At 69.5% G+C, this 23,146-nt stretch carries 20 protein-coding genes; 12 read left to right on the top strand and 8 right to left on the bottom strand.

Annotated elements, in window-relative coordinates:
* The first annotated feature begins 96 nt into the window (after positions 1-96).
* Genes AC3WSN_RS18060 through AC3WSN_RS18045 form a run of 4 tightly spaced genes read left to right on the top strand, consistent with a single transcriptional unit; the run spans position 97 to position 5,016 of the window.
* Positions 97-1,311 carry a glycosyltransferase family 4 protein gene (locus AC3WSN_RS18060; RefSeq protein ID WP_492539783.1) on the top strand — a complete coding sequence of 405 codons (1,215 nt, stop codon included), beginning with the start codon at positions 97-99 and terminating at the stop codon, positions 1,309-1,311.
* Positions 1,308-2,747, top strand: coding sequence for a DUF1800 domain-containing protein (locus tag AC3WSN_RS18055; RefSeq protein ID WP_492539781.1), 1,440 nt, complete (start codon positions 1,308-1,310; stop codon positions 2,745-2,747). The genes AC3WSN_RS18060 and AC3WSN_RS18055 overlap by 4 nt, the downstream gene beginning before the upstream one ends.
* A 2-nt stretch (positions 2,748-2,749) precedes the next feature.
* Positions 2,750-4,006, top strand: coding sequence for a DUF1501 domain-containing protein (locus AC3WSN_RS18050; protein WP_492539779.1), 1,257 nt, complete (start codon positions 2,750-2,752; stop codon positions 4,004-4,006).
* Positions 4,007-4,059: 53 nt separating this feature from the next.
* Positions 4,060-5,016: a class I SAM-dependent methyltransferase gene (locus AC3WSN_RS18045; protein ID WP_492539777.1), complete on the top strand. Its 957-nt coding sequence runs from the start codon at positions 4,060-4,062 to the stop codon at positions 5,014-5,016.
* 92 nt (positions 5,017-5,108) lie between these two features.
* On the opposite strand, the gene AC3WSN_RS18040 is transcribed toward AC3WSN_RS18045, so the two are convergent.
* Positions 5,109-6,119 (bottom strand): NAD-dependent epimerase, encoded by a 1,011-nt coding sequence (locus AC3WSN_RS18040; protein WP_192707941.1) that lies wholly within the window; start codon positions 6,117-6,119, stop codon positions 5,109-5,111.
* Positions 6,120-6,489: 370 nt separating this feature from the next.
* Here AC3WSN_RS18040 and AC3WSN_RS18035 point away from each other — a divergent pair, with 370 nt between their 5' ends.
* The 6 genes from AC3WSN_RS18035 (at position 6,490) to AC3WSN_RS18010 (ending at position 10,929) form a co-directional block, all read left to right on the top strand.
* A complete protein-coding gene (locus AC3WSN_RS18035) occupies positions 6,490-7,206 on the top strand; it encodes a Crp/Fnr family transcriptional regulator (RefSeq protein WP_373622802.1) in 717 nt (238 codons plus the stop codon).
* A gap of 153 nt (positions 7,207-7,359) precedes the next feature.
* The gene (locus AC3WSN_RS18030; RefSeq protein ID WP_192707943.1) at positions 7,360-7,578 is read left to right on the top strand and encodes a hypothetical protein; all 219 of its coding nucleotides are present in this window, start codon (positions 7,360-7,362) and stop codon (positions 7,576-7,578) included.
* 111 nt (positions 7,579-7,689) lie between these two features.
* A complete protein-coding gene (locus AC3WSN_RS18025) occupies positions 7,690-8,628 on the top strand; it encodes an SMP-30/gluconolactonase/LRE family protein (protein WP_192707944.1) in 939 nt (312 codons plus the stop codon).
* A 100-nt stretch (positions 8,629-8,728) separates the two neighbouring features.
* A complete protein-coding gene (locus AC3WSN_RS18020) occupies positions 8,729-9,436 on the top strand; it encodes a glutathione binding-like protein (protein ID WP_492539773.1) in 708 nt (235 codons plus the stop codon).
* Positions 9,437-9,445: 9 nt separating this feature from the next.
* Positions 9,446-10,021 carry an NUDIX domain-containing protein gene (locus AC3WSN_RS18015; protein ID WP_192707946.1) on the top strand — a complete coding sequence of 192 codons (576 nt, stop codon included), beginning with the start codon at positions 9,446-9,448 and terminating at the stop codon, positions 10,019-10,021.
* On the top strand, positions 10,018-10,929 hold the full coding sequence (locus tag AC3WSN_RS18010; RefSeq protein WP_192707947.1) for an inositol monophosphatase family protein: 912 nt from the start codon (positions 10,018-10,020) through the stop codon (positions 10,927-10,929). The genes AC3WSN_RS18015 and AC3WSN_RS18010 overlap by 4 nt, the downstream gene beginning before the upstream one ends.
* Positions 10,930-11,191: 262 nt before the next feature.
* Here the strand turns inward: AC3WSN_RS18010 and clpB are convergent, their stop codons facing one another.
* Positions 11,192-13,816 carry an ATP-dependent chaperone ClpB gene (clpB, locus tag AC3WSN_RS18005; RefSeq protein ID WP_492539771.1) on the bottom strand — a complete coding sequence of 875 codons (2,625 nt, stop codon included), beginning with the start codon at positions 13,814-13,816 and terminating at the stop codon, positions 11,192-11,194.
* A 198-nt stretch (positions 13,817-14,014) separates the two neighbouring features.
* Between clpB and AC3WSN_RS18000 the strand changes: the two genes are divergently transcribed.
* Positions 14,015-14,785 (top strand): MOSC domain-containing protein, encoded by a 771-nt coding sequence (locus tag AC3WSN_RS18000; RefSeq protein WP_492539769.1) that lies wholly within the window; start codon positions 14,015-14,017, stop codon positions 14,783-14,785.
* A 169-nt stretch (positions 14,786-14,954) separates the two neighbouring features.
* Here AC3WSN_RS18000 and AC3WSN_RS17995 read toward each other — a convergent pair whose 3' ends face one another.
* The 3 genes from AC3WSN_RS17995 to AC3WSN_RS17985 form a co-directional block, all read right to left on the bottom strand.
* The gene (locus AC3WSN_RS17995) at positions 14,955-15,530 is read right to left on the bottom strand and encodes a c-type cytochrome (protein ID WP_492539767.1); all 576 of its coding nucleotides are present in this window, start codon (positions 15,528-15,530) and stop codon (positions 14,955-14,957) included.
* Positions 15,531-15,547: 17 nt separating this feature from the next.
* Complete coding sequence (locus AC3WSN_RS17990) at positions 15,548-16,819, bottom strand: PQQ-dependent sugar dehydrogenase (protein ID WP_492539765.1); 1,272 nt, start codon at positions 16,817-16,819, stop codon at positions 15,548-15,550.
* 135 nt (positions 16,820-16,954) lie between these two features.
* The gene (locus tag AC3WSN_RS17985; protein WP_492539763.1) at positions 16,955-18,931 is read right to left on the bottom strand and encodes an alpha/beta hydrolase domain-containing protein; all 1,977 of its coding nucleotides are present in this window, start codon (positions 18,929-18,931) and stop codon (positions 16,955-16,957) included.
* A gap of 298 nt (positions 18,932-19,229) precedes the next feature.
* On the opposite strand from AC3WSN_RS17985, the gene AC3WSN_RS17980 reads away from it, so the two are divergent.
* Positions 19,230-19,883: a protein-L-isoaspartate O-methyltransferase family protein gene (locus AC3WSN_RS17980; protein ID WP_492539761.1), complete on the top strand. Its 654-nt coding sequence runs from the start codon at positions 19,230-19,232 to the stop codon at positions 19,881-19,883.
* Between the two features lie 15 nt (positions 19,884-19,898).
* Here AC3WSN_RS17980 and AC3WSN_RS17975 read toward each other — a convergent pair whose 3' ends face one another.
* From AC3WSN_RS17975 to AC3WSN_RS17965, 3 genes are read right to left on the bottom strand one after another with little or no spacing between them, the layout of a single operon-like run.
* Complete coding sequence (locus AC3WSN_RS17975; RefSeq protein WP_492539759.1) at positions 19,899-21,377, bottom strand: flavin-containing monooxygenase; 1,479 nt, start codon at positions 21,375-21,377, stop codon at positions 19,899-19,901.
* Complete coding sequence (locus AC3WSN_RS17970) at positions 21,374-22,282, bottom strand: alpha/beta hydrolase (RefSeq protein ID WP_492539757.1); 909 nt, start codon at positions 22,280-22,282, stop codon at positions 21,374-21,376. Before AC3WSN_RS17970 ends, AC3WSN_RS17975 begins: the two co-directional genes overlap by 4 nt.
* A gap of 1 nt (position 22,283) precedes the next feature.
* Positions 22,284-23,135 carry an SDR family NAD(P)-dependent oxidoreductase gene (locus AC3WSN_RS17965; RefSeq protein WP_492539755.1) on the bottom strand — a complete coding sequence of 284 codons (852 nt, stop codon included), beginning with the start codon at positions 23,133-23,135 and terminating at the stop codon, positions 22,284-22,286.
* Positions 23,136-23,146 lie beyond the last annotated feature (11 nt).

Here is a 23,146-nt window from a genome sequence, read left to right as displayed (position 1 = left end):
TTGTCAAGCATAGGGCCTCGCGGCCGATCTAATTTCGTCCCACGGAGCCAGCGAACCGTCTGTGCGCCCTCCATCGCGAAAGGGACGAACCGCTCCATGCGCATCGTATTCCTGATGCCGACCTACTACCCGGACAGCTTCGGCGGTGCCGAGCGTCAGACGCGCATCCTCGCCCGCTCCCTACGCGACCGCGGCGCGGCGATCACGATCCTCACACCAACCCTCCAGGCGCAGGCGGCCGGAACCGACGACCAACCCGAGGGTCGGGTGGTCCGCCTTCCGATGCGCAGCGATCCTTCCCTGGGCGGTCGTTACGTCTTCTCGATGCTGCATTTCTGGTTTCGCGCCTTCCTCTGGCTCGCCCGCCATCGCCGCTCCTACGACGTCATCGCGATCCAGCACCTGCGCCTGCATGCGTGGCCGGGCTTGGTTGCCGGACGGCTGTTCGGGAAGCTGCTCTCGGCCAAGCTCGGGCGCGGGGGCGAACATATGGAGTTGCGCCGGCTGCCAGCGCAGAAGCTGCCCTTCGGCAAGCTCGTGGTCGCCCTCGCGCGCCGCTCGCGGCTCATCTTCGTGGCCAACAGCAGTGACATCGCGGGGGACCTCGCCGCTCTCGGGATACCCGCTGACCGGGTGGCGCGGGTGCCGAACGGGGTCGAGTGCCCGATGGAGCCGGGGGCGGCCTACCGCGCTTCGGATGGCGCATGCGTGTTCGTCTATGCCGGCCGGCTCGCGCAGGAGAAGCGCGTCGATCGGCTGATCGAGGCCTTCCGGATCTTCTCCGCCGACCACCCTGCGACCCTGCGCATCTTCGGGAGCGGCCCGGAGAAGAACCGTCTGATCGAGCAGGCCGCCGGTCTTCCCTCGGTGCGCTTCATGGGCGTCACCGACGATCGCGACGCCATCTACGGGGGCGCGGCCTTCATGATCCTGCCCTCCGATTCCGAGGGCATGTCGAACACCCTGCTCGAAGCCATGGCGTACGGTGCCGTGCCGGTCATCACCGATGTCAGCGGCGTCGGAGACCTCGTCGTCCCCAGGCAGTCGGGTGTGATGCTGGCGGACAACACCCGCGACGCGATCCTGGAGGGACTCGTGACCGCCGGCGCCCTCGATGCGGCGCAGTGGGCTGCCATGAGCGCCGAGGCGCGACAGCGCGTGTGCGAGAAGCACGCGATCAATGTCGTGGCCGAGGCATATCTGCGCCTCTATCGCGAGATGGCCGATGACCAGTTGAACAGGGCGCCTCCTGCACGCGGCCGCGACATCGGCAGCGCCGAGGCCGGCGTCCCGGCGCCTGTTGGCCGATGACCGCCCGCGCGCAGGCCGCCTGCATCGCGCTGCATCGGTTCGGGCTCGGCGCCCGTCCGGGCGACCTCGACGCGATCGCCGACGACCCGCGGGCCCGGGTGGCGGCCGAGCTCGCCGGTGGCGCCGCGAAGCCTGAGGGCATGCCCAGCCTCGCCGAACTCGTCACCCACAAGATGCGCTGGGAGCAATACCTCGCCTCCACAACCGCGCGCCGGCCCGCCATGGCCATGGCCGATATGCCGGCGTCCGGCATGGCTCTCAACGGACGTGCGAACGCCGCGCCTCCATCACCGCCCGAATTGCCGCCCGGCGTCTTCCGCCTTCCGGAGGGGCGCTTCTATGACAAGGAGGTCGAGGCGCGCCTCGCGATCCTGCCGAAACCGACCATCGGCCTGACCGAACGGCTCGTCTGGTTCTGGTCGAACCACTTCGCGGTGGGCGTCGCCAAGAGCGGCTGGCAGCGCATCACCGCGGGGGCCTTCGAGCGGGAGGCGGTGCGACCGCACGTACTGGGTCGCTTCGCCGACATGCTGAAGGCCTCGACCCGGCACTTCGCGATGTTGACCTATCTCGACAACAGCAATTCGATCGGCCCCAATTCCCCAGCCGGGCGCTCGCCGTCCGGCGCAGGCCGGGCAGGTCTCAACGAGAACCTCGCCCGTGAGATCCTGGAGCTGCACACGCTGGGCGTGGACGGCGGCTACGGGCAGCGCGATGTCGAGAACCTCGCGCGCATGCTCACCGGCTGGACGACCGGCGATGCCCGCAAGGGAGCCGTTGCCGGCAGCTTCGTGTTCAACGCCGCCGCGCACGAGCCCGGCGCCAAGGTGCTGCTGGGTCGCACCTACCCCGAAGCCGGCGCGCAGGAGGCGCTGGACGCCCTCGACGAACTGGCCCGCAAGCCCGCGACCGCCCGCTTCGTCGCGTTCAAGCTCTGCCGTCATTTCGTCGCCGACCAGCCGCCGGAGGCCCTCGTCCAGGCGCTCGCCGACACCTACCGGCGGACCGACGGGGATCTCGGCGCCGTCACGCGCGCGCTGGTGGAGTCCGATCTCGCCTGGGGCGAGCGGGTGAAGCTGCGCACGCCCCAGGAATTCCTGGCGGCGGCCCTGCGCGCCACCGGCGTGCCGCTCTCGGCGGAGGGCTTCACCCTGATCCTGCGCAGCCTCGCCCAGAGGGTCTGGGACGTGCCGGGCCCGAACGGGTTCCCCGATACGGAGGCCGCCTGGCTCTCGCCCGCCAACTTCCGGGCCCGGTTCGAGGCCGCCTCCGTGGTGGCCGAGCACGAGCGGACGGATCGGGATGTCGGGGAGCTCGCGGCCGCGATCCTCGGCCCCGCTTTGACCCGCGAGACGAGCGAGGGCCTGCGTGCCGCCCCGAACCGACGGGAAGCCATCGCCGTCCTGCTCCTGTCACCCGAATTCCAGCGGAGATGACCATGGCGTGCGGACATGGGGCCGGGCCGACCCGCCGGAGCCTGGCCTTCGGAGCCGGGGCGCTCTACGCCTGGGCCCACGCGCCCCGCTTCGCGCAGGCGACCACCGGCCGCGACCCCCGCCTGCTGGTGGTGATCCTGCGCGGTGCCCTCGACGGATTGTCGGCCGTCGCTCCGATCGGCGACCCGGCCTATCGCAGCCTGCGCGAATCGATCGCGCTGGAGGCCGGCGGCGCGAACCCGGCCCTGCCGCTCGACGGCTTCTTCTACCTGCACCCGGCCATGCGGGAGACGGCGCGCCTGTTCCGCGAGCGCAAGCTGTCGGTGGTCCATGCGGTCGCCACACCCTATCGCGACCGCTCGCATTTCGACGGACAGGACGTGCTCGAGAGCGGGACGCCGCGGCCGGGCGCGTCCCGGACCGGCTGGCTGAACCGGCTCGCCGCACACTTGCCGGCCGGGCGCGCACTCGGGCGCGGCGAGGGTCAGCCGGGCAATCCGGGCGCGGGCGGTCTCGCCATCGGGGCCTCGACGCCTCTGATCCTCCGCGGGCCGGCTCCGGTGCTCGCGTGGTACCCGTCGGATCTGCCGGCGGCCACCGCGACGCTGTTCGACCGGATGGAGCAGATCTACGCCCATACCGATCCGAAGCTCGCACAGGCCCTCGACCGCGCCATCGAGACCGACCGGATGGCGTCCGAGGCCGGGATCGGCGCAAACCTCAACACCCGCACCCAGCCCCACGTGCAGGCCGCGCGCTCCATCGCGACCGGAGCCGCGCGGTTCCTCCTCCGGCCGGACGGCCCCCGGGTGGCGGCCCTATCCTTCGACGGCTTCGACACGCATGCCCATACCGGCGGCGCGTCCGGCCGGCTGGCGGATCTGCTGCAGGCCCTGGACGCGGCCTTGCAGGCCTTCGAGGTCGAGCTCGCGCCGGTCTGGCGGGACACGGCCATCGTCGTCACCACAGAGTTCGGGCGGGCCGCCCGGCTCAACGGCACCCTCGGCACCGATCACGGCAACGGGACCATCGCGCTGCTGGCCGGCGGCGCGATCGCCGGCGGTCGGATGATCACCGACTGGCCGGGCCTGCGCGAGAACCAGCTCTACGAGCGGCGCGATCTGATGCCGACCCTGGACCTGCGGGCCGTCCTGAAGGGCGTCGCGATGGATCTGCTGGGCGCCTCCGACGCCGTCCTCTCGCGGGACGTGTTCCCGGGGACCGAGCACCTGCCGCCGGTGCGGGGGCTGATCGTCTGAGCGCGTCCTGATCGAGCATCGGCCGGATCGGCCCCGAACGTGGAGTTCCTGGTATGCTGGCAAGCTTCGAAGATTACGCAGGTCTGTTGCGCCATCCGGGCCGGCCCGACGAGCGCGTGGTGGTCACACCAGGCAAGGTCGGCGCGGTCCGCGCCGCCTCCGCGCTCTCCGCCTTTCCTGTGGTGCACGGTCAGCCGGTGCTCATCGATTTCGAGCGCAGCGTCGTCCGGCGCGCCGATCTCGGCGAGGAGGGGCTCGCGCCGCTCATCGACCGCAAGCCGCATTCCGGCCTGCGCCAGATCGCCAAGGCGCTGTTTCCCTCGACCAAGCGCAGCCGCGCCAATTTCAGCGCTCTGATCGCGGCCGCCAAGGCCTCGGCCGACGATCCGATCGTGGTCGTTGTGGGCGGCGGGACGCGCGGGGAAGGCTCACGCGACCTCTACGCCGATCCGGGCCTGAAGGTCATCGCCTTCGACGTCTACCCGAGCACGGACCTTTCCTTCATCGCGGATGGACACGCCATTCCCCTCGCGGACGCCTCGGTGGACGCGGTGGTGGTGCAGGCGGTGCTGGAGCACGTCGTCGATCCGGCCCGGATCGTCGGGGAGATCGAGCGCGTGCTCAAGCCCGGCGGGCACGTCTACGCCGAGACGCCGTTCCTGCAGCACGTGCATGAGGGGCCGTACGATTTCTGGCGGTTCACGGAGAGCGGGCACCGCCTGCTGTTCCGCGCCTTCGAGCCCATGGCGCGGGGGTCCCTCGGCGGCACGGGCCTGTCCGCCTACTGGGCGATCCGCGCGCTGATGCGGGATCTGACCCGCTCCCGGAAGCTCGGGGGGCTGCTCTCCCTGCCGTTCCTGCCGCTGGCCTTCCTCGACCACCGTCTTCCCGAGGCGCGACAGGTCGACAGCGCGAACGGCGTCTATTTCCTGGGACGCAAGCCGGCCCAGGTCCCTGCCTCGACCGCCAATCTGCACCCGCAGGACATTTATCTCGGTCACCAGCGGTGAGGCTTGCCGCGCCGGGCCTTGCGCCCGACGCGTGACGATCCGAGCGGGCGCGCGATCGAGGAGCCGGCGATACGCGACCGCCGGCAGCGACATCAGACGCGATAATAGTCCCGGTACCAGCGCACGAAACGCTCCACGCCGACCTCGATGGGCGTGCTCGGCGCGTAGCCGGTGGCTGCCGAGAGGTCTTCGACATCCGCGTACGTGGCCGGCACATCGCCGGGTTGGAGCGGCAGGAACTCCTTCTGCGCCTTGCGGCCCAGACAGGTCTCCAGCACCTCGATCAGGTGCAGCAGCTGCACCGGCTGGTGGTTGCCGATGTTGTAGACCCGGTAGGGCGCGTTGCTGGTGCCCGGATCGGGCAGATCCGAATCCCAGCCCGGGTTGCTCCGGGCCGGCTGCTCGGCAAGCCGCACGATGCCCTCGACCACGTCGTCGATATAGGTGAAATCGCGCATCATCTGACCGTTGGCGAAGACCTTGATCGGCTCGCCCGCCAGGATCGCCCGCGTGAACAGGAACAGCGCCATGTCGGGCCGTCCCCAGGGCCCGTAGACCGTGAAGAAGCGCAGGCCGCTGCACGGGATCCGATAGAGATGGCTGTAGCAGTGGGCGAGCAGCTCGTTCGACTTCTTGGTGGCCGCGTACAGGCTGACCGGATGATCGACATTCTGATGGACGGAGAAGGGCATCTGCGTCACCGCGCCGTAGACGGAACTGGATGACGCGTAGAGGAGATGCGCCACCGGATTGTGCCGGCAGCCCTCGAGGACATGGAGGAATCCTTCGACGTTGCTCTTCACGTAGACGTGCGGGTTTTCCAGCGAGTAGCGCACGCCCGCCTGGGCCCCGAGATGAATCACGGTCTCGAAGGCCTGGGCTCTGAAGATCTCGTCCATGGCCGAACGATCGGCCAGATCGATCTTCCTAAATGCGAAGTTGCTGTGTGCGGAGAGATTGCTGAGGCGGCTCTCTTTGAGGGCAACCTCGTAGTAGTCATTGAGGTCGTCGATGCCGAGAACGCTGCGACCGGCATCCAGATAGCGCTTGGCAACGTGGTATCCGATGAAGCCGGCCGCTCCGGTTAACAACACAGGTTTCATTCGGCACTCCGATGCTGATGTGAAGATTACTTAACACATGTTGCGCGTTATAATTTTTGGAAATATCAATTTTTCGCCGGAGTGGCTGTTCCCGTTGTCCACAGAATGCGTGCCATGACAGAGGTGTGATGTGAGGACGACGTGTCACACGCTAGCACGCCGAAAACACGCTGAAAATACGGTGTTCGATGAAGATGGATGCATATTTCGCCTCTGGAATATGCAAGGATTGGATCGGAAAAGCGGCGTTGTTACAATCTATCGATATTCTGTAACCGAATGCAGATTTTCGTGACAATTGGGGACACAGCAGTTATACGTGTGTGGCATCGCCTGCCTAAGCTGTTAAGGATTTTTTAACAGTCTAGAGGTGCCTGCCGTGGAATGCCTCGCTTCGCTCACCTCACGTTCTCCGATCCGGACGGCGTTGGCCGATAAAAACTTTCGTACAGCGAGCTTGAGATCAGAATTTTCTCATCGGCCTACCATCCTGTATCCTGCGGGACAGCGCATTTTCTGGGAGGACGATCAGGCTAACTCCATCTTTCTCGTGGCTGACGGTGTCTTGAGGATCTCTCGGTTCCTCATGGATGGCCGGCGTGGTGTCATAGGATTTGTCTTTCCTGGAGACATCATGGGGCTATCGGCGCGTACGAGACACATCTACTCAGCTGAAGCCGTCACGAACTGCTATATATACGCTCTGCCGCGGGAGAAGCTGAATACGCTGCTCGCCGACAGCTTGGTGCTGCGGGAGGAGTTCATCTCCGAACTCTGCGCCGAAGTGTCGAGGACGCAGTCGCTCGTCCTGAACCTGAGCCAGAAGAGCGCCGAGGAGCGCGTCGCGAGCTTTATCCTGGAGTTGGTCCCCAGGGGCGAACGCAAGTCGGCCGGCAAGGTCGAGGTCCGGATGCCGATGTCGCGCCTCGACATCGCGGACTACCTGGGTCTGACCGTCGAGACCGTCTGCCGCTCCCTCGCCAAGCTCAAGAAGGCGGGACACATCAGGACGGTCGGACGCGACATCGTGCTGATCGAGCGGCTGGCCGACCTCAAGGACTTCGCCTGCGCCGACGGGGTCTGCTGACGATTCGCTAGGACGTGGGCGAACCGGTGGCAATCGGACCGGAATCGCCCGGCGCGACGGGTGGACGCCGCCGCTTCGGCGGCTGTTGTGCTGCATCCCGGGATAACAACGCCCGGACATCGACAAGCCTGGGGCAATGCGGAGTCAATCCTCATGAAGACCCACGAGGCCGCTGACTTTCTCCCGAGCTTTGGCAAGCGGGACCGTTTTGCCGACATGTCCGTGTGGGAGGCGCTCAATATCGCCGTGTTGTGCCTCGTCGCCGGGCTCGTGCTCGGCGCGGCTGTGCTGTCGCTCGTCCTGTATGAGGCCTGGATCGCGCTGGAGCGCCGGCGCAGGCCGTCGCCCCGGGTGCCACACGCCGCACGTTGACCGACCCCTCGGCTGAAGGTCCGAGCCTGGAAAGGCTCCGCTCGCGCTCTCGCGTCTTGCTCCGCGACCCGGAAACCGTAACGGTGGTCCGGACGCGAGAAGATCGACACCGTGTGGACACCGAGCACGCGCTACCCCGACCCGGCGATCGAGATCATCGATGCCGCCTTCGCCCGTTATCGGGTGTTCAGCGCTGCGGTCGAGCGCCTCGCCACCGGCTTCCGCTGGTGCGAGGGGCCGGTCTGGTTCGGAGACGGGCGGTACCTCCTGTGGAGCGACATCCCCAACGATCGCATCCTGCGCTGGGACGAGGAGAGCGGGGCGATCGGCACGTTCCGCAAACCGTCGCGTTTCGCCAACGGCAACACGCGCGACCGGCAGGGGCGCCTCGTCACCTGCGAGCATGGCGGACGTCGGGTCACCCGGACGGAATATGACGGGACGATCACGGTGCTGGCCGACGCGTTCGACGGCAAGCGGCTGAATTCCCCGAACGATGTCGTCGTGGCCTCTGACGGGGCGGTCTGGTTCACCGATCCACCCTTCGGGATCGCGGGTTTCTACGAGGGCGAGCGGGCCGAGCCCGAATTGTCCCAGAACGTCTACAGGATCGATTCGGAGACGGGCGTGCTGGAGGTGGTGGCGAGCGGCATCGCCGGTCCCAACGGCCTGTGCTTCTCCCCTGACGAAAGCCTGCTCTACCTGGTGGAGTCCCGCGGACAGCCGACCCGGCGGATCGTCGCCTTCGACGTAGTCGGCGGCCGCGCTCTGCGCGACAGGCGGGTGCTGATCGATGCCGGGCCGGGGACGCCCGACGGCATCCGCTGCGACGTTGACGGCAATCTCTGGTGCGGGTGGGGCATGGGCGACGATGCCCTGGACGGCGTGATGGTGTTCAACCCCGACGGCCGGCTGATCGGCCGGATCCGTCTGCCGGAGCGCTGCGCCAACCTCTGCTTCGGTGGGCGGCACCGCAATCGGCTGTTCATGGCCGCGAGCCAGTCCCTCTACGCCCTCTATGTCGACGTGCAGGGTTGCGCCGGGGGATGAGCCTTCCACCGCGGTGCGGCACGGATCTGGAGCCGTGCTTGACCGGAGCGCGGTGCCAACCCACTTCCCGTCCGCCGGGGGCATAGCGGGACACCAGCCGATGATCGATTTCTACTACTGGCCGACGCCGAACGGCCATAAGATCACGATGTTCCTCGAAGAAGCAGGCATTCCATACCGCATTCACGCGGTCAATATTGGTAAGGGTGAGCAATTCAATCCGGACTTTCTGAAGATTGCTCCCAACAACCGCATGCCGGCGATCGTCGACGACGAGCCGGCGGGTGGCGGCGCGCCGGTCTCGCTGTTCGAGTCGGGCGCGATTCTCCTCTACCTCGCCGAGAAGACCGGCCGCTTCATCGCGGGCGACCTGCGCGGCCGCGCCGAGGTGCTGCAATGGCTGTTCTGGCAGATGGGCGGCCTCGGCCCGATGCTCGGCCAGAACCACCATTTCTCGCAATACGCGCCCGAGAAGATCGACTACGCGATCAAGCGCTACGTCAACGAGACCAACCGGCTCTACGGCGTGCTTGATCGGCGCTTGGCCGACCGCGCCTTCGTCGCCGGAGCGGACTACTCCATCGCCGACATGGCCTGCTATCCCTGGATCGTGCCATGGGAGAAGCAGGGCCAGAACCTCGACGAGCACCCGAATCTGAAGCGCTGGTTCACGGCGATTGCGGAGCGGCCCGCCACGAAGGCGGCCTACGCCCGGGCCCCGGAGGTCAACCCGGATTTCGGGAAGACCATGAGCGAGGACGCCAAGAAGGTGATGTTCGGCCAGACGGCCGCCAGCACCAAGCGCTGATCCGTCGCGATGAGCGGGATGCCGGCCGCGCTGCCGCTGAAGGTGCTCCATCGCGGGTGGAACACCTTCGGAATCGCCACGCTGACGCTGCCGGACGGCAGCACCGTGCCGCGGGCCCTGGAGGACCACGGCCAAGCCGCCTGCGTCCTGCCCTACGATCCCGAGCGGCGCGTGGCGCTGCTCGTCCGGCAGGCCCGGGTCGGGCCGGCTTTCTGGGGCGAGCCGGCCGACCTCGACGAGGCGCCGGCGGGGGGCCTCGACGGCGGCGAGCCGGAGGCGACCGCGATCCGCGAGGCCATGGAGGAGGCGGGCGTCCGTCTCCGGCAGCTCGACTGCGTGGCGCACGCCTACAGCATGCCGAGCGTGTCGTCGGAGCGCCTCTGGCTTTACCTTGCGCCATACAGTGAGGCCGACAAGGTCGCCGCCGGCGGCGGGCTGCACGCGGAGGGCGAGCACGTGGTTCCCTTTGAGGTGCCCCTCGCGACGCTGGCGGAAGCGGCCCGCTCGGGCCGGCTTCCCGACCTCAAGACCCTGGTGCTCGTCCAGGCGCTGATGCTCCGCAGACCCGAGTTGTTCGCCGCATGACTTTTCCGCCCGACGCGCCCGCGCAGGATGTCCTCGCCCGGATGCTCGCCTTCGCCGAGGAGGCGGCCCCGCTCGCCCTGCGGATGCGCGCGGCCGGGCTGGACATGACCAACAAGGGCCCGGATCTGGGGCAGGCCCTCACCGAGGCCGATCTCGCGGTGAGCCGGCTCCTGCACGCCCGGTTCGGCCCCGACCTGATCGAGGAGGAGACGGCGGACGACCTGAGCCACGCGGCCGCGGCGGCACTGCTCGCCCGGGACGCCTGGACCTTCGTGGGCGATCCGATCGACGGGACGCGTCCCTTCGCGGGCGGCCTGACGGGCTGGGGCGTGATGGTGGCCGCCTGCCGCGCGGGCTGGCCCCGCGCCTGCGTGATGAACCTGCCCGTCTGGGCGGAAGACCGCGCCGGCCCGGCCCGCATCGATCCGGCGGAGGCGGCGCGCGGCATCCTGCTCGTGGCCTGCGACGGCCAGGCGTTCTGGGCGCCCACACAGGGCGGAATGCGGGCCGAGCCCCTGCGGCCGCTGGAGCGGCCCGGGCGCCGCACCGGCCACATCGGCTGGCTCTCGGTGACCGCCCAGAAATTCACCCTGGATTACGGGCGCGGCTGGTTTCCCTGGAGCGAGGGCGGCACGATCTCCGACGCCGCGCTCCTGGCGACCGGGCGCCTCGACGCGACGCTCAGCAACAACCGGCTGTGGGATCTGGCGCCGATCCTGCCGCTGTTCGAGGCGCTGGGCTTCGGCCTGTTCCACTGGCCCGATCTCAAGCCGCCGCCGGCCGCCTTCGTCGATCTGTTCGATGCGGGCCTGTCGGCCCACGACGACCTCTGGATGGTCTGCCGCAACCGGGATCAGGCGGCCGACCTGGCGCAGGCGATCCACCGGGCCGGTGACCGGCTCGGCTGAAGGCGGCTAGGCCGAGGTCTCACCGTCCCATTCATCGCGGCGCTGGTGCGCCATGATGGCCGCCACCGTCTTTAAGAGCAGAGCGAAGCAATCCGGGTGCGCCACGCTCCCGAGATCGCGCTGCCCTGGGTCACGTCGCTTCGCGCGTGATGATTTCGGGCCTCCGCAGCCGGGGGGCTCCACCGGCAGCCGCGCACGCCGAACTTGCAAAAAGGGCGGCGCACCCCGTTGTGGTGCACCGCCCCTTTTCCGTGCCGGTCGATCAGTTCAGCGTCGCGTGAACCGGCCGGCGCTCGGTGCCGACCGTGACGTCGCCGATCATCAGCCCCATCGGGCCGAGCCGCACCGGCACCGTCTCGCCGTCGTGGACCTTGCCGGAGAGCACCAGCTCGGCCAGCGGATCCTGGACGTTCTTCTGGATCACCCGCTTCAGCGGCCGCGCCCCGTAGGCCGGGTCGTAGCCCTTGTCGGCCAGCCAGTTCTTGGCATCCTCGTCGACCTCCAGGGTGATCTTGCGATCGTCCAGCAGCTTCTGCAGGCGTCCGAGCTGGATCTCCACGATCGCCCCCATCTCCGACCGCGCGAGACGGTGGAACAGGATGATCTCGTCGACCCGGTTCAGGAATTCCGGCCGGAAGTGGCCTCGGACCACGCCCATCACCTCCTCGCGGACCGCGTCGGTGTCCTGGCCCGCGGGCTGGTTCACCAGATACTCGGCCCCGAGATTCGAGGTCATGATCAAGAGCGTGTTGCGGAAGTCGACGGTCCGCCCCTGGCCGTCGGTGAGCCGCCCGTCGTCGAGCACCTGCAGCAGGACGTTGAACACGTCCGGATGCGCCTTCTCGACCTCGTCGAACAGCACGACCTGATAGGGCCGGCGCCGCACGGCTTCGGTGAGGGCGCCGCCCTCCTCGTAGCCGACATAGCCTGGGGGCGCGCCGATCAGCCGGGCGACCGCGTGCTTCTCCATGTACTCGGACATGTCGATGCGCACGAGCGCCGTGTCGTCGTCGAACAGGAAGCCGGCCAGAGCCTTGGTCAGCTCGGTCTTGCCGACGCCCGTCGGGCCCAGGAACATGAACGAGCCGATCGGCCGGTTCGGATCCTGCAGCCCGGCGCGGGCGCGCCGGACCGCGGTCGAGACCGCCTCCACCGCCTCGCGCTGACCGACGACGCGCTTCGCCAGCGCCTCCTCCATGGCCAGCAGCTTCTCGCGCTCGCCCTCCAGCATCTTGTCCACCGGCACGCCGGTCCAGCGGGAGACGACCCCGGCGACGTGGGCGGGCGTGACCGCCTCCTCCATCATCGCGTCGCGGCCGTTCTCCGCCTTCGCCTCGATCTCGGCGAGCTGCTTCTCGAGGCCCGGGATGACCCCGTAGGCGAGCTCACCGGCGCGCTGGTACTGGCCCTGGCGCTGCGCCGCGGCGAGATCGTTGCGGGCCTCGTCGAGCTTCTTCTTGAGGCCGGCGGCCGTACCGAGCTTGTCCTTCTCGGCCTTCCAGCGGGCCGTGATCGCCGCCGAGCGCTCTTCGAGATCGCCGAGCTCCTTCTCCAGCCGGACCAGCCGGTCGCGGGAGGCGGAATCGGTCTCCTTCTTGAGTGCCTCGCCCTCAATCTTCAGCCGGACGATCTCGCGATCGATGTTGTCGAGCTCCTCGGGCTTCGAATCGACCTGCATGCGCAGGCGCGAGCCGGCCTCGTCGACGAGGTCGATCGCCTTGTCGGGCAGGAAGCGGTCGGTGATGTAGCGGTTCGACAGCGTCGCGGCTGCGACCAGGGCGGAATCCTGAATGCGCACGCCGTGGTGCTGCTCGTACTTCTCCTTCAGGCCGCGCAGGATCGAGACCGTGTCCTCCACGGTCGGCTCCGACACGAAGACCGGCTGGAAGCGCCGGGCGAGCGCCGCGTCCTTCTCCACGTGCTTGCGGTACTCGTCGAGCGTGGTCGCGCCGACGCAGTGCAGCTCGCCGCGGGCGAGCGCGGGCTTGAGCAGGTTCGAGGCGTCCATGGCCCCGTCCGCCTTCCCGGCGCCGACCAGCGTGTGCATCTCGTCGATGAACAGGATGATGCCGCCCTCGGCCGCCGTGACCTCGGAGAGCACGCCCTTCAGCCGCTCCTCGAACTCGCCGCGGTACTTCGCGCCGGCGATCAGCGCGCCCATGTCGAGGGCGAGGAGGCTCTTGTCCCGCAGGGACTCGGGCACGTCGCCGTTGACGATGCGCAGGGCCAGACCCTCGACGATCGCGGTCTTGCCGACGCCGGGCTCGCCGATGAGGACCGGGTTGTTCTTGGTGCGCCGGGACAGGACCTGGATGGTCCGCCGGATCTCCTCGTCGCGGCCGATCACCGGGTCGAGCTTGCCGTCCCGGGCGGCCTCGGTGAGGTTGCGGGCATACTTCTTCAGCGCGTCGTAGGCGTTCTCGGCCGAGGCGTTATCGGCGGTGCGGCCCTTGCGCAGCGCGTTGATCGCGGCGTTCAGCGAGGCGGGGGTGACGCCCGCCGCCTGGAGCGCGCGGCCGGCCTCGGAATCCTTCTCCACCGCCAGGGCGAGGAGCAGCCGCTCGACTGTGACGTAGGAATCGCCCGCCTTCTCGGCGGCCTTCTCGGCGGTGTCGAACAGGCGCATCAGCTCGCGCGTCGCCTGCGGGGCGGACGCGTTGCCGGAGACCTTCGGCTGCTTGGCGAGCCACTGCTCGGTCTGGGCCAGCGCCACGCGCGACTGGCCGCCCGCGCGGTCGATCAGGCCGGCGCACAGGCCTTCCGGATCGTCGAGCAGGACCTTGAGCAGGTGGCCCGGCTGAAGCTGGGGATGTCCCTCGCGCATCGCGAGATTCTGAGCCGCCTGCACGAAGCCGCGGGCGCGCTCGGTGTATTTTTCAAAGTTCATGCACAACCCTCCCGTACCGGCATCCGCCGCCCGATGAGAGGCGCGGCGCCACCGAAACGTCGCCCTCCGGCACTCCGCCGCGCGAGGGCCCCGGCGCCTTGGTGGCCGCCGGTAGTCCGGATGTGGTGTTGCAATTGAGCACCACAAGGGGCGGCGAAGCTCTTGCGTGCCGGATCATTTCAGGGCCACGCTGCGCGCATGACCGACGCGATCCATGTCACCGCCCTCTACCGCTACCCCGTGAAGGGCCTGAGCCCCGAACCCGTCGAGCGGGCCGACCTCGAGACCAGCGGATTTTTCCCCGGCGACCGGCTCTACGCCATCGAGAACGGCCCCTCGGGCTTCAACGCAGTCGCGCCCCGGCATCAGCCCAAGACCAAGTACCTGATGCTGATGCGCGACGAGGCGCTCGCCCGCCTGCGCACCCGCTACGACGACGCGACGGCCACGCTCACCGTGGAGGGCTGCGGCGAGCCGCAGGCTTTCCGCCTCGACACCGAAGCCGGCCGGGACGGGCTCGCCGACCTGATGCGCCGCTTCATCCCCGAGAGCCTGCGGGGCGAGCCGAAGGTGCTCGCCGCCCCGCCGCAATACCGCTTCACGGATTCGCCGACCGGCTACGTGTCGCTGATCAACAGCGCGAGCGTGGCGGCGGTGGAGGATTACATCGGTGCGCCGGTCGATCCCCTCCGCTTCCGCGGCAACCTGCTGGTCGACGGGCTCGCGCCCTTCGCCGAGCTGGAGATGGTCGGCCGGGTGATCGAGGCGCCGAGCGGGCTGCGCCTCAAGATCACCAAGCGGACGGTGCGCTGCGCGGCCACCAATGTCGATCCGGCGAGCGGCATCCGCGATTGCGACATCCCGTGGACCCTCGATGCGCGGCTCGGCCACCGCGACCTCGGCGTCTACGCCGAGGTGATCGCCGGAGGGGCGCTCGCGAAGGGCGACGCGCTGCGGCCGGTGGGCTGACGGAGAAGCCCGTCCAGCTCAATCCCTCATCCTGAGATGCGGCCGCGCAGCGGCCGCCTCGAAGGAGGGTTCCAGCCAGCCATGCGATCCCTGGAGCCCTCCTTCGAGGCCCGCTGACGCGGGCGCCTCAGGATGAGGGTTTGAATTGGAGCGGCCGCCGAGGCCGCCCTCAGAGGCGCGACACGTAGGCGGCCAGATCCTTGATCTCGGCCTCGCTCAGGCCCTGGGCGACCTCGTTCATCGCGGGATCGTAGCCGGGCCGGCTGTTCGACTTGTAGCCGGTCAGTGCCTTGGCCAAGTAATCTTCCCGCTGAGCCCGGATCCGCGGGATCGCGTCGCGGCCAGCGAGGTCGGCGCCGTGGCAGGAATTGCACTGGTGCTTGGCGACGAGGGCCTGCCCCCGCTCCGTCAGGGCCGGGTCGGCGGGCGGGCCGGACCGGCTTGGCGGCGGCAGGGTCGCCACCGCGTCGGCATAGGCGCGCAGGTCGTCGTCGGAGAACCCGGCGGCGACGTCGTTCATGGGCGGCGCCTCGCGCTGCTTCTCCCGGAACTGGAACAGCTGCGTGACCACGTAGTCCGGGAGCTGCCCGCCGAGCGAGGGCACCCCCTCGGTCTCCGAGGTGCCCGCCCCGTGGCAGCCGATGCAGGGCGCGAGGCGCTCCTGCATCGCGGCATCCGGCGCCGCGAGTGCCGCGCCGGCCAGCATCGCGCCGAGGGCCGATCCCAGCCCTCGGAGGATGCGCATCCGCGTCACAGGCGCCATCACTTGCCGTAGCTGACGCGGTAGATCGCGCCGTTGTAATCGTCCGCGACGAGAAGCGAACCGTCCTTCGCGACGAGGACATCGGCCGGACGTCCGACATACTTGTTGTCTTGCAGGAAGCCGGTCAGGAACGGCTCCACCGCGGTGATCTTGCCGTCGGCGCCGGCCTTGGCCATCACCACGTCGCCGCCGAGCTTCTTGGTGCGGTTCCAGGAGCCGTGGCGGGCGATGAAGATCGCATCGCGATACGCTTCGGGGAACTGCGTCCCGGTGTAGAACCGCATGCCGAGCGAGGCCGTGTGCGGCCCGAGGAGGGCGGCCGGCGCGGTGAATTCCGAGCAGGAATGACCCCAGCCGTATTCGGGATCGGTGAACGTGCCCTGATGGCAGAAGGGGTAGCCGAAATGCTGCTTGCCCGGCTCGGAAATGACATTCAGCTCGTCGTTCGGGATGTCCTCCGACACCCAGTCGCGGCCGTTATCGGTGAACCAGAGCTGCTTGGTCTTCGGGTTCCAGTCGAAGCCGACCGTGTTGCGCACGCCGCGGGCGATGACCTCGGCGTTCTTGCCGTCGAGATCGATCCGGCGGATCTGCGCGTGCGTGTCCGGCGGCATCAGGATGTTGCCCGGCGCGCCGATCGGCACGTAGAGCTTGTTGTCCGGGCCGATGGCGATGAACTTCCAGCCATGCGCCTCGTCCTTCGGCAAGTCGTCGTAGACGAGGGTGGGCTTGGCCGCGCCGTCGAGATGCTGCGCGATGTCGTCGTAGCGCCAGATCTTCGAGAGTTCGGCGACGTAGAGCGCGCCGTCGTGATACGCGACGCCGTTCGGCCGGTGCAGGCCCGACGCGATGGTCTTGACCTCGCGCTTCCCGTCCTGGCCCGCCTGCGGCAGCACGGCGTAGACCTTCCCGACCGTGCGGGTGCCGACGAACAGGGTGCCGTCCGGAGCCTGGGTCATCTCGCGGGCATTGGCGAGGCCGCTCGCGTAGACCTCGACCTTGAAGCCGTCCGGCACCTTCAACTGGTCCAGAGGCAGCTTGGCGACCGGGGTGGCGAGCGGCGGCCCCGCCACGGGGGCGAGCTTCGCGGCCGCGCCGCCCTCAGGCCGACCGTACAGCGCATCACCGCGTTCGACGGCCTTCACGCTCGCCGGCGGGGCTGCGGAGGCGGGCGTCTCCTGCGCGCGCGCGGCTTGGGAGCCGATGGCGCCCAGGCAGGTGAGGGCGGCAGCGAGGGAGCGGGTGAGGAGCGACTTGCGGTTCGGCGTCATGGTGTCTCCCGATGCGGCCGGCGCTCTGGCCGGCCCGCTTGTTCTGCACTCATTATTCAACGAACTGTCCGACGACGCGACCCGCCGGGCAAGCCTGGGCGCGACAGCGCGATGCCGACGTAACTCCCGCCCGGATTAGGGGCGCTGCGCGCCCGTGCGGGCACGTTCCACGTACCGATCGCCATCCTCTCGCAGGAGCAGCCGTTCCGCAACGAGCCCTTCGACGGCGCGCGCGACGGCGTCAGCATAGGCGGCCTGATCCGGGTAGCGCTCGGCGAGCGAGAGCCGCGGGTCACCCTTGGCGTCGCGCTCGGCCTTCGTCGCCGCGAAGGGCAGCAGGCTGCCCTCACGATCGCACAGCGCGCCGGCCGGAAACGGCTCGGCGTAGAGGTTCCAACCGGTATAGGTGCCGCGCGGCACGGCGACCTCGGGCAGGCGGATGCCCGCGATGGCCTGCCCGTCTGCATCGACCCGCGGAACCAGGGGCCGGTATTGCGGTCCCGCTTCGGGATGCGGATCGACGTAGGTCGGAAACCGCGCGATGGCGTTGGTGAATGTCGCGACGGCGAGACCCGGCACGTACGGGAAGCCTGTGGCGGTTGGCTCGACCAGGGTCCCGTCCGATCGGCGCGGCACCCGGCTCGCCGGCGGCGCCCGGCCGTCGCGCACCCATTCCTCGAGATCGACCAGCAGCGCGCGCAGGGCCGGGCCGGGATTGAGCGTGTTGCGCGGATTGGCGCACGGCCCCTTGTCCGAGACGAGGCCCGAGCGGCCATAGTGGAAGCCGCCCGCGATCAGGTAGGCCCGCGCCGTGTCCGGCAGATCCACGTCGGCGCGGCCGAGGGGATCCGTGGTCAGGAGGGAGGCCCCTTTCTGCCAGTACTCGGTCTCGGTGTTCACCTCCATCCAGAGCGGGTCGAAGCCGTCGCCGCGCAGGAGCGCCCCGCGCTGCCCCGTCACCGGATCGTGCTGGACGGCCGGCGAGAACGGGAAGGCGTTCTCGGGGTAGAGGTGATCCTCGTGCTGGGTGTTGGTCCGCGAGGGCTGGGCGAAGCGCGCGTTGAGGAAGACGCCGCCGACCCCGGAGATATGGGCCAGCACCCCGTCGAACACGCGGGCGCCGGCCTCGTCCTGGTTGAAGCCGAGATGGACGAAGTCCCGCAGGAAACGGCCGCTCTGCGAGATGCCGAGCGCCAAGGCGCGCTGCATCTTGCCGCCGGCCGGGTTGTCCGCGGTGCCCCCGCGCAGATAGGCGACCACATCCCGCGTCGCCGCCAAGCCGAGACCCAGCACCTTCGGGCCGACGGCCTCGTAGGTGAACTCGTAGAGCGAGCCGGGCTGGGGCTTCGTGCCCGCGGGCAGCAGCATGAGCTGGCGCGGCCCCGCGAAGGTCCAGGCCTCGCGCGGCACCGGCAGAGGCGGGTCGGCTTCTCGGCGCCGGACCGTCAGGGTTGCGCCGGGCTGGTCGGTGCCGGCAGCCGCGAAGGTCAGGTAGAACGGCGCCTCCGTCGGGCCGCGCGTTCCGCTCACCAGCTCGTCGCGCACGGTGCCGACGATCGGCTTGCTGTCGCGGGTGGCCACCGGCACGTCGATCGCCATGCCGCCATTCTGGCGCAGGGCGTCCGCCTCCCAGCCCGACCAGACGATCGTGTCGCCGCGGTTCAGGACCAGGGCCGTGCCCGCATCCCGGGCTTCGCGCGGGTCATTGACCGCCTGTGCGGCCTGGGCGGGCGCGTCGAGAACCCAGTTGAACAGGAACTTCCGGCCGCGATTGAGCACCTCGTAGAGCAGCGTGCCGCTGCCGCGTGCCGGGTCCTTGGGGCGGAGGATGAACAGGTCCGTGCGGTACTCAACGAGACCGCGGGCGTTGCGCGGCGCCAGCGCGATGTCGGCAATGCCGGCATTGGCGGGATCCGCCGGGTCGATCTCGCCGCGGGCGAAGCCCGTCACCCGCTCGTAGGCGCCGGTCTCTCCGAAGCTCGCACCGCCTGCAAACGGCTCGACGGCGGTGATGTCGAGGCCCACGATCCGGGCCGTGGCCGGCGTGGCGGCCGGCACCGCGAGGCAGAGGGCAGCGACGCAGGCACGCAAGCGCACGGCGCGGATACACATGCCTCGACCCCCCGAATGCCTTATCGTTCTGAGGCCACCAGGGCCCTGAGGCGGATTTAGCGGTGTCCGAGCGCTCCATGTCGACAGCATTCTAAACGCCAGCGTTACAAATTTGCGTCTGCGACCCGACGAAGGGCCCGACCGACGCGCGGACGGCTGCGCGCGCACTCACCTTGCGTTTTGGGCAACGATCTCCGAAAACGCCCCCGTCCGGAAAGCTTAGGCTTGGCCGGGGGGCCGGCCGGCTGCCGGAGCCCGGCCGAAGTGGCGTTCCGATCCGGTTCGAGGACAGGGTTCGATGATCGATTACGCGCAGGCGCGGCGGATGATGGTCGACTGCCAGTTGCGGACCTTCGACGTGAACGAAAACACGGTGCTCGACGCGTTCGACACCGTGGCGCGCGAGACCTTCGTTCCCAAGGACCGCGAACCCTTCGCGTATATCGACCAGACTCTGCATATCGGCCCGGCTGGCGGTGAGAGCCGCTGCATGCCGGCGCCGATGGTGCTGGCGCGGATGATCCAGGCCCTGCGGATCCGGCCGGGCGTCACCGCTCTCGACGTCGCCAGCGGCTACGGCTACGCCGCGGCGGTCATGGCGCATCTCGGCGCCCAGGTGACCGCGCTGGAATCGGTTCCCGAACTCGCCGCCGAGGCGCGCAGCCGGCTCGGCACCGCCGTCCAGGTGGTGGAGGGCCCGATCGGCGCCGGCGCGCCCAAGCAGGCGCCGTTCGACGTGATCCTGATCAACGGCCGCGTCGAGGTGCGGCCGCAGGCGCTGCTGGAGCAGCTGAAGGACGACGGCCGCCTGGTCTGCGTGATGGGCCCGCACCGCAACGCGAAGGTGACGCTGTTCGTCCGTGCCGGCGACGCCTTCGGGGCGCGCCCGCTGTTCGACGCCTCGCTTCCCGGCCTCGACGCCTTCGCGGAAGAAGCCGGCTTCGCGTTCTGAGCGCCTGACCGGGCCTCAGCCTAGCCGGTAATCGACCATCCGGGCCCGGCGGGCGCTGCGGCGGTAGGCCATCACCGAATCCGGCCACAGGGTCGTGTTCCGACCCTGCGCGTCAAGATACCAGCTTTTGCAGCCGCCGGCCTGCCAGATGCTGTCGGCCATCCGGGTGCGGATCCGGTCGAGGAAGCGCGCCTGCGCCTCCGGGCGGACCTCGATGGCCCTGGCGCCCCGGCCCAGGGCCTTCAGGCAGTCGAGCACGTGCTGCACCTGGACCTCGATCATCGACACGACCGAGTTGTGCCCGAGCCCGGTATTCGGCCCGAGCAGCATGAAGTAGTTGGGAAAGCCCGCGACGGTGATCCCCTGGAAGGCGCCCATGCCGCCCGCCCAGGCCTCGGTCAGCCGCAGGCCACCGCGCCCCACGAGGTTCATCCGCGCGAAGGTCGCGGTGACGTCGAAGCCCGTGGCGTAGACGATCACGTCGAGGTCGTGCGCGCGGCCGTCTTCCGTGACGAGGCCGGTCGGCGTCATCCGCGCGATCGATCCCGTTTCCAGGGTGACGTTTGGGCTCTGGAGGGCCGGGTAGTAATCGTCGGAGATCAGCACCCGCTTGCAGCCGAGCCGATAGTTGGGCGTCAGCTTCGCGCGCAGGTCCGGGTCCCGGATCGCCTTGGCGAGGTGCCGGCGCGCCAGGCCTTCGGCCTGGCCGGTCAGCTTCGAGACCTTGGTGAAGCCCAAAAGGGCGCGGACCTCGTGGAGCCAGAACAGCCGCGCCCGCTCCAGCTGCCGGGCGAACGGGAGCTTCCGGTACCGGTCCTTGGCGCGCTCCGCGATGGCATGGTCGTTCTTGGGCATGATCCAGGGCGGCGTGCGCTGGAACAGGGTCAAGTGGCTGGCGATTGCGGCGAGTTCCGGCACCACTTGGACCGCGCTCGCCCCCGTGCCGATCACCCCGACGCGCTTTCCGGCGAGGTCGACGGCATGATCCCAAGCCGCCGTGTGGAAGGCGGAGCCAGCGAAGGACTCGCGGCCGGGAATGTCCGGATAGGCCGGGTGGTGCAGGCCGCCCATGCCGGAGACGATCGCCCGCGCGGTGACCGGCCCCCGGTCTGTCTCGACGTGCCAGAGGGCGCGCGCCTCGTCCCAGGTCGCGCCCTGGAAGGTGGTCCGGAGCTGGATCAGCGGCATCAGCCCGTGGCGCTCGGCGGTCTCGCGCAGATAGGCGAGGATCTCCGGCTGCGGGGCGTACATCCGGCTCCAGTCGGCCTTCGGGGCGAAGGAGAGGGAGTAGAGATGCGAGGGCACGTCGCAGGCCGCGCCCGGATAGGTGTTGTCGTGCCACGTGCCGCCGAGGCCATCGCTTTTCTCGATCACCCGCAGCGGCCCGATCCTCGCCTGCCGGCAGCGGATCGCCATGGCAAGCCCGGAGAAGCCGGCGCCGACGATGAGAACCGCCAGCGGTTCAGGGGCGGTTTCGCGCGCGGGATCGGTCATGGCACGAGGCTCCCGGAGCTGGCGTGGGCTTTCGGCGCGTGGGCCTTCAGGAAGGCGGCGGCCGCATCGAGGGAGATCCGCGCCTCCGGCAGGATATGGGCGGCGAACTGCCAGGCATGGGAGACGACGGGGAAGACCGTCAGCTCCGTCTCGACCCCGGCAGCCCGGGTCCGCTCCGCCATGCGCACGGAATCGTCGCGCAGGATCTCGCGGTCGCCCACGTGGAACAGCAGCGGCGGGAAGCCGGCCGGGTCGCCGTAGATCGGCGAGATCCGCGGGTCGGCGGGGTCGGCCTTGCCGAGATACATCGGCCGGATCGCCGCGAGCGCCTGCGGGTCGAACATCGCGTCGCGCCAGGCATTCGTCACGCGCGAGCCGTCCTCGGAGACGAAGTCGGTGGCGGGGGAGAACAGGGCGGCGGCCCAGGGCATCGGCAGGCCACGGTCGCGGGCCTCGCCCATCAGGACCAGGGCGAGGTTGCCGCCGGCCGATTCGCCGGCCACGCAGGCCGCGCCCTCGGCGCTGAAGGCCCGCCACACCGCCACGACGTCCTCGACGGCGGCGGGAAACGGATGCTCGGGGGCGAGGCGGTAATCCGGAGCGAAGATCGTGAAGCCGCGCAGCGCCAGCGCGCCGGTCACGGGGCGGTGCGTGCGCGGCGAGCAGGCGATGAAGCCGCCGCCATGGATGTAGAGCATCCGCTGACCGGACCCGGATCTCGGCCGTACCCACTCGCCCCGGACGCCGCCGACGGCCCCGGGCTCGTAGGTCACGCCCTTAGGATCGGGGAAGGCGGGCGCCTCGAAGATGCGGCGGAAGGCGGCGGCGTCCCGCGCCCGGCCCAGCGGCCCGCGCATCCGGCTGCGGATCATGTAGGCGCCGATATAGGCGCGCAGGCTCGCCATCTCAGAGGTTCCCGCCCGACAGTCGCACGATCGTCTTCCAGTAGCCGACTGGCATCAGCCGCTGGATCAGCGCCGCGTTCCGCGCATCCTTGCCGATGACGATGCGCGGCGCCCGGGCCTCGATGCCGCGGATGATCGCGTTCGCGGCGTCGGCGGGGGGAAGCGTCAGGAGCTTGCCGAAGGCCTCACGCCCCTTCTCGTCCTCGACCGCCGCGCGCTTGGCCGCCTCGGGATCGGAGGGCGGCCGCCGGCCGCGGGCGTTGCGGGAGATGGCGGTGGCGACGCCGCCCGGATGGACGACCGTGATCCCGAGCCCGGTGCCCTCGTATTCGTGGCGCAGGGCCTCGGAGAAACCCCGGACCCCGAACTTGCTGGTGCAGTAGGCGACTTGGCCCGGCGGCGCGATCAGCCCGAACAGGCTCGACAGGTTGACGATCTGCGCCGCCGGCCGGGCGCGCAGCATCGGCAGGAAGGCGTGGCACATCCGCACGACCGCGCGCAGATTGATGTCCATCAGCCACTCGAAATCTTCGAGATGCGTCTCGTCGAACCGGCCGCCGAGCGCCACGCCGGCATTGTTGATCAGGATGTCGAGGCGCCCGAACCGGTCCTGTGCCCAGTCTGGCAGCGCGCGGATCGCGTCCGCATCCACGAGATCGACGATCCGGGTCTCGACCGTGGCGCCGCGCGCCCGGATCTGCCCGGCGACGTCCTCGAGGCCGACCGGATCCCGGTCCACCAGCAGCAGGCTGCAGCCCTTGGTGGCCAGACCCGCCGCCAGGGCGGCTCCGATGCCGCTCGCCGCGCCGGTGATCAGCGCGACCGCGCCTGCGAGCTGAAACCGCTGAGCCAAGCTGTGCCTCC

The organism is Methylobacterium sp. FW102-HT35C08, assembly GCF_058790235.1.
Note: the sequence above shows the minus strand (reverse complement) of the source record. Positions and strands in the feature narration are given on the sequence as shown.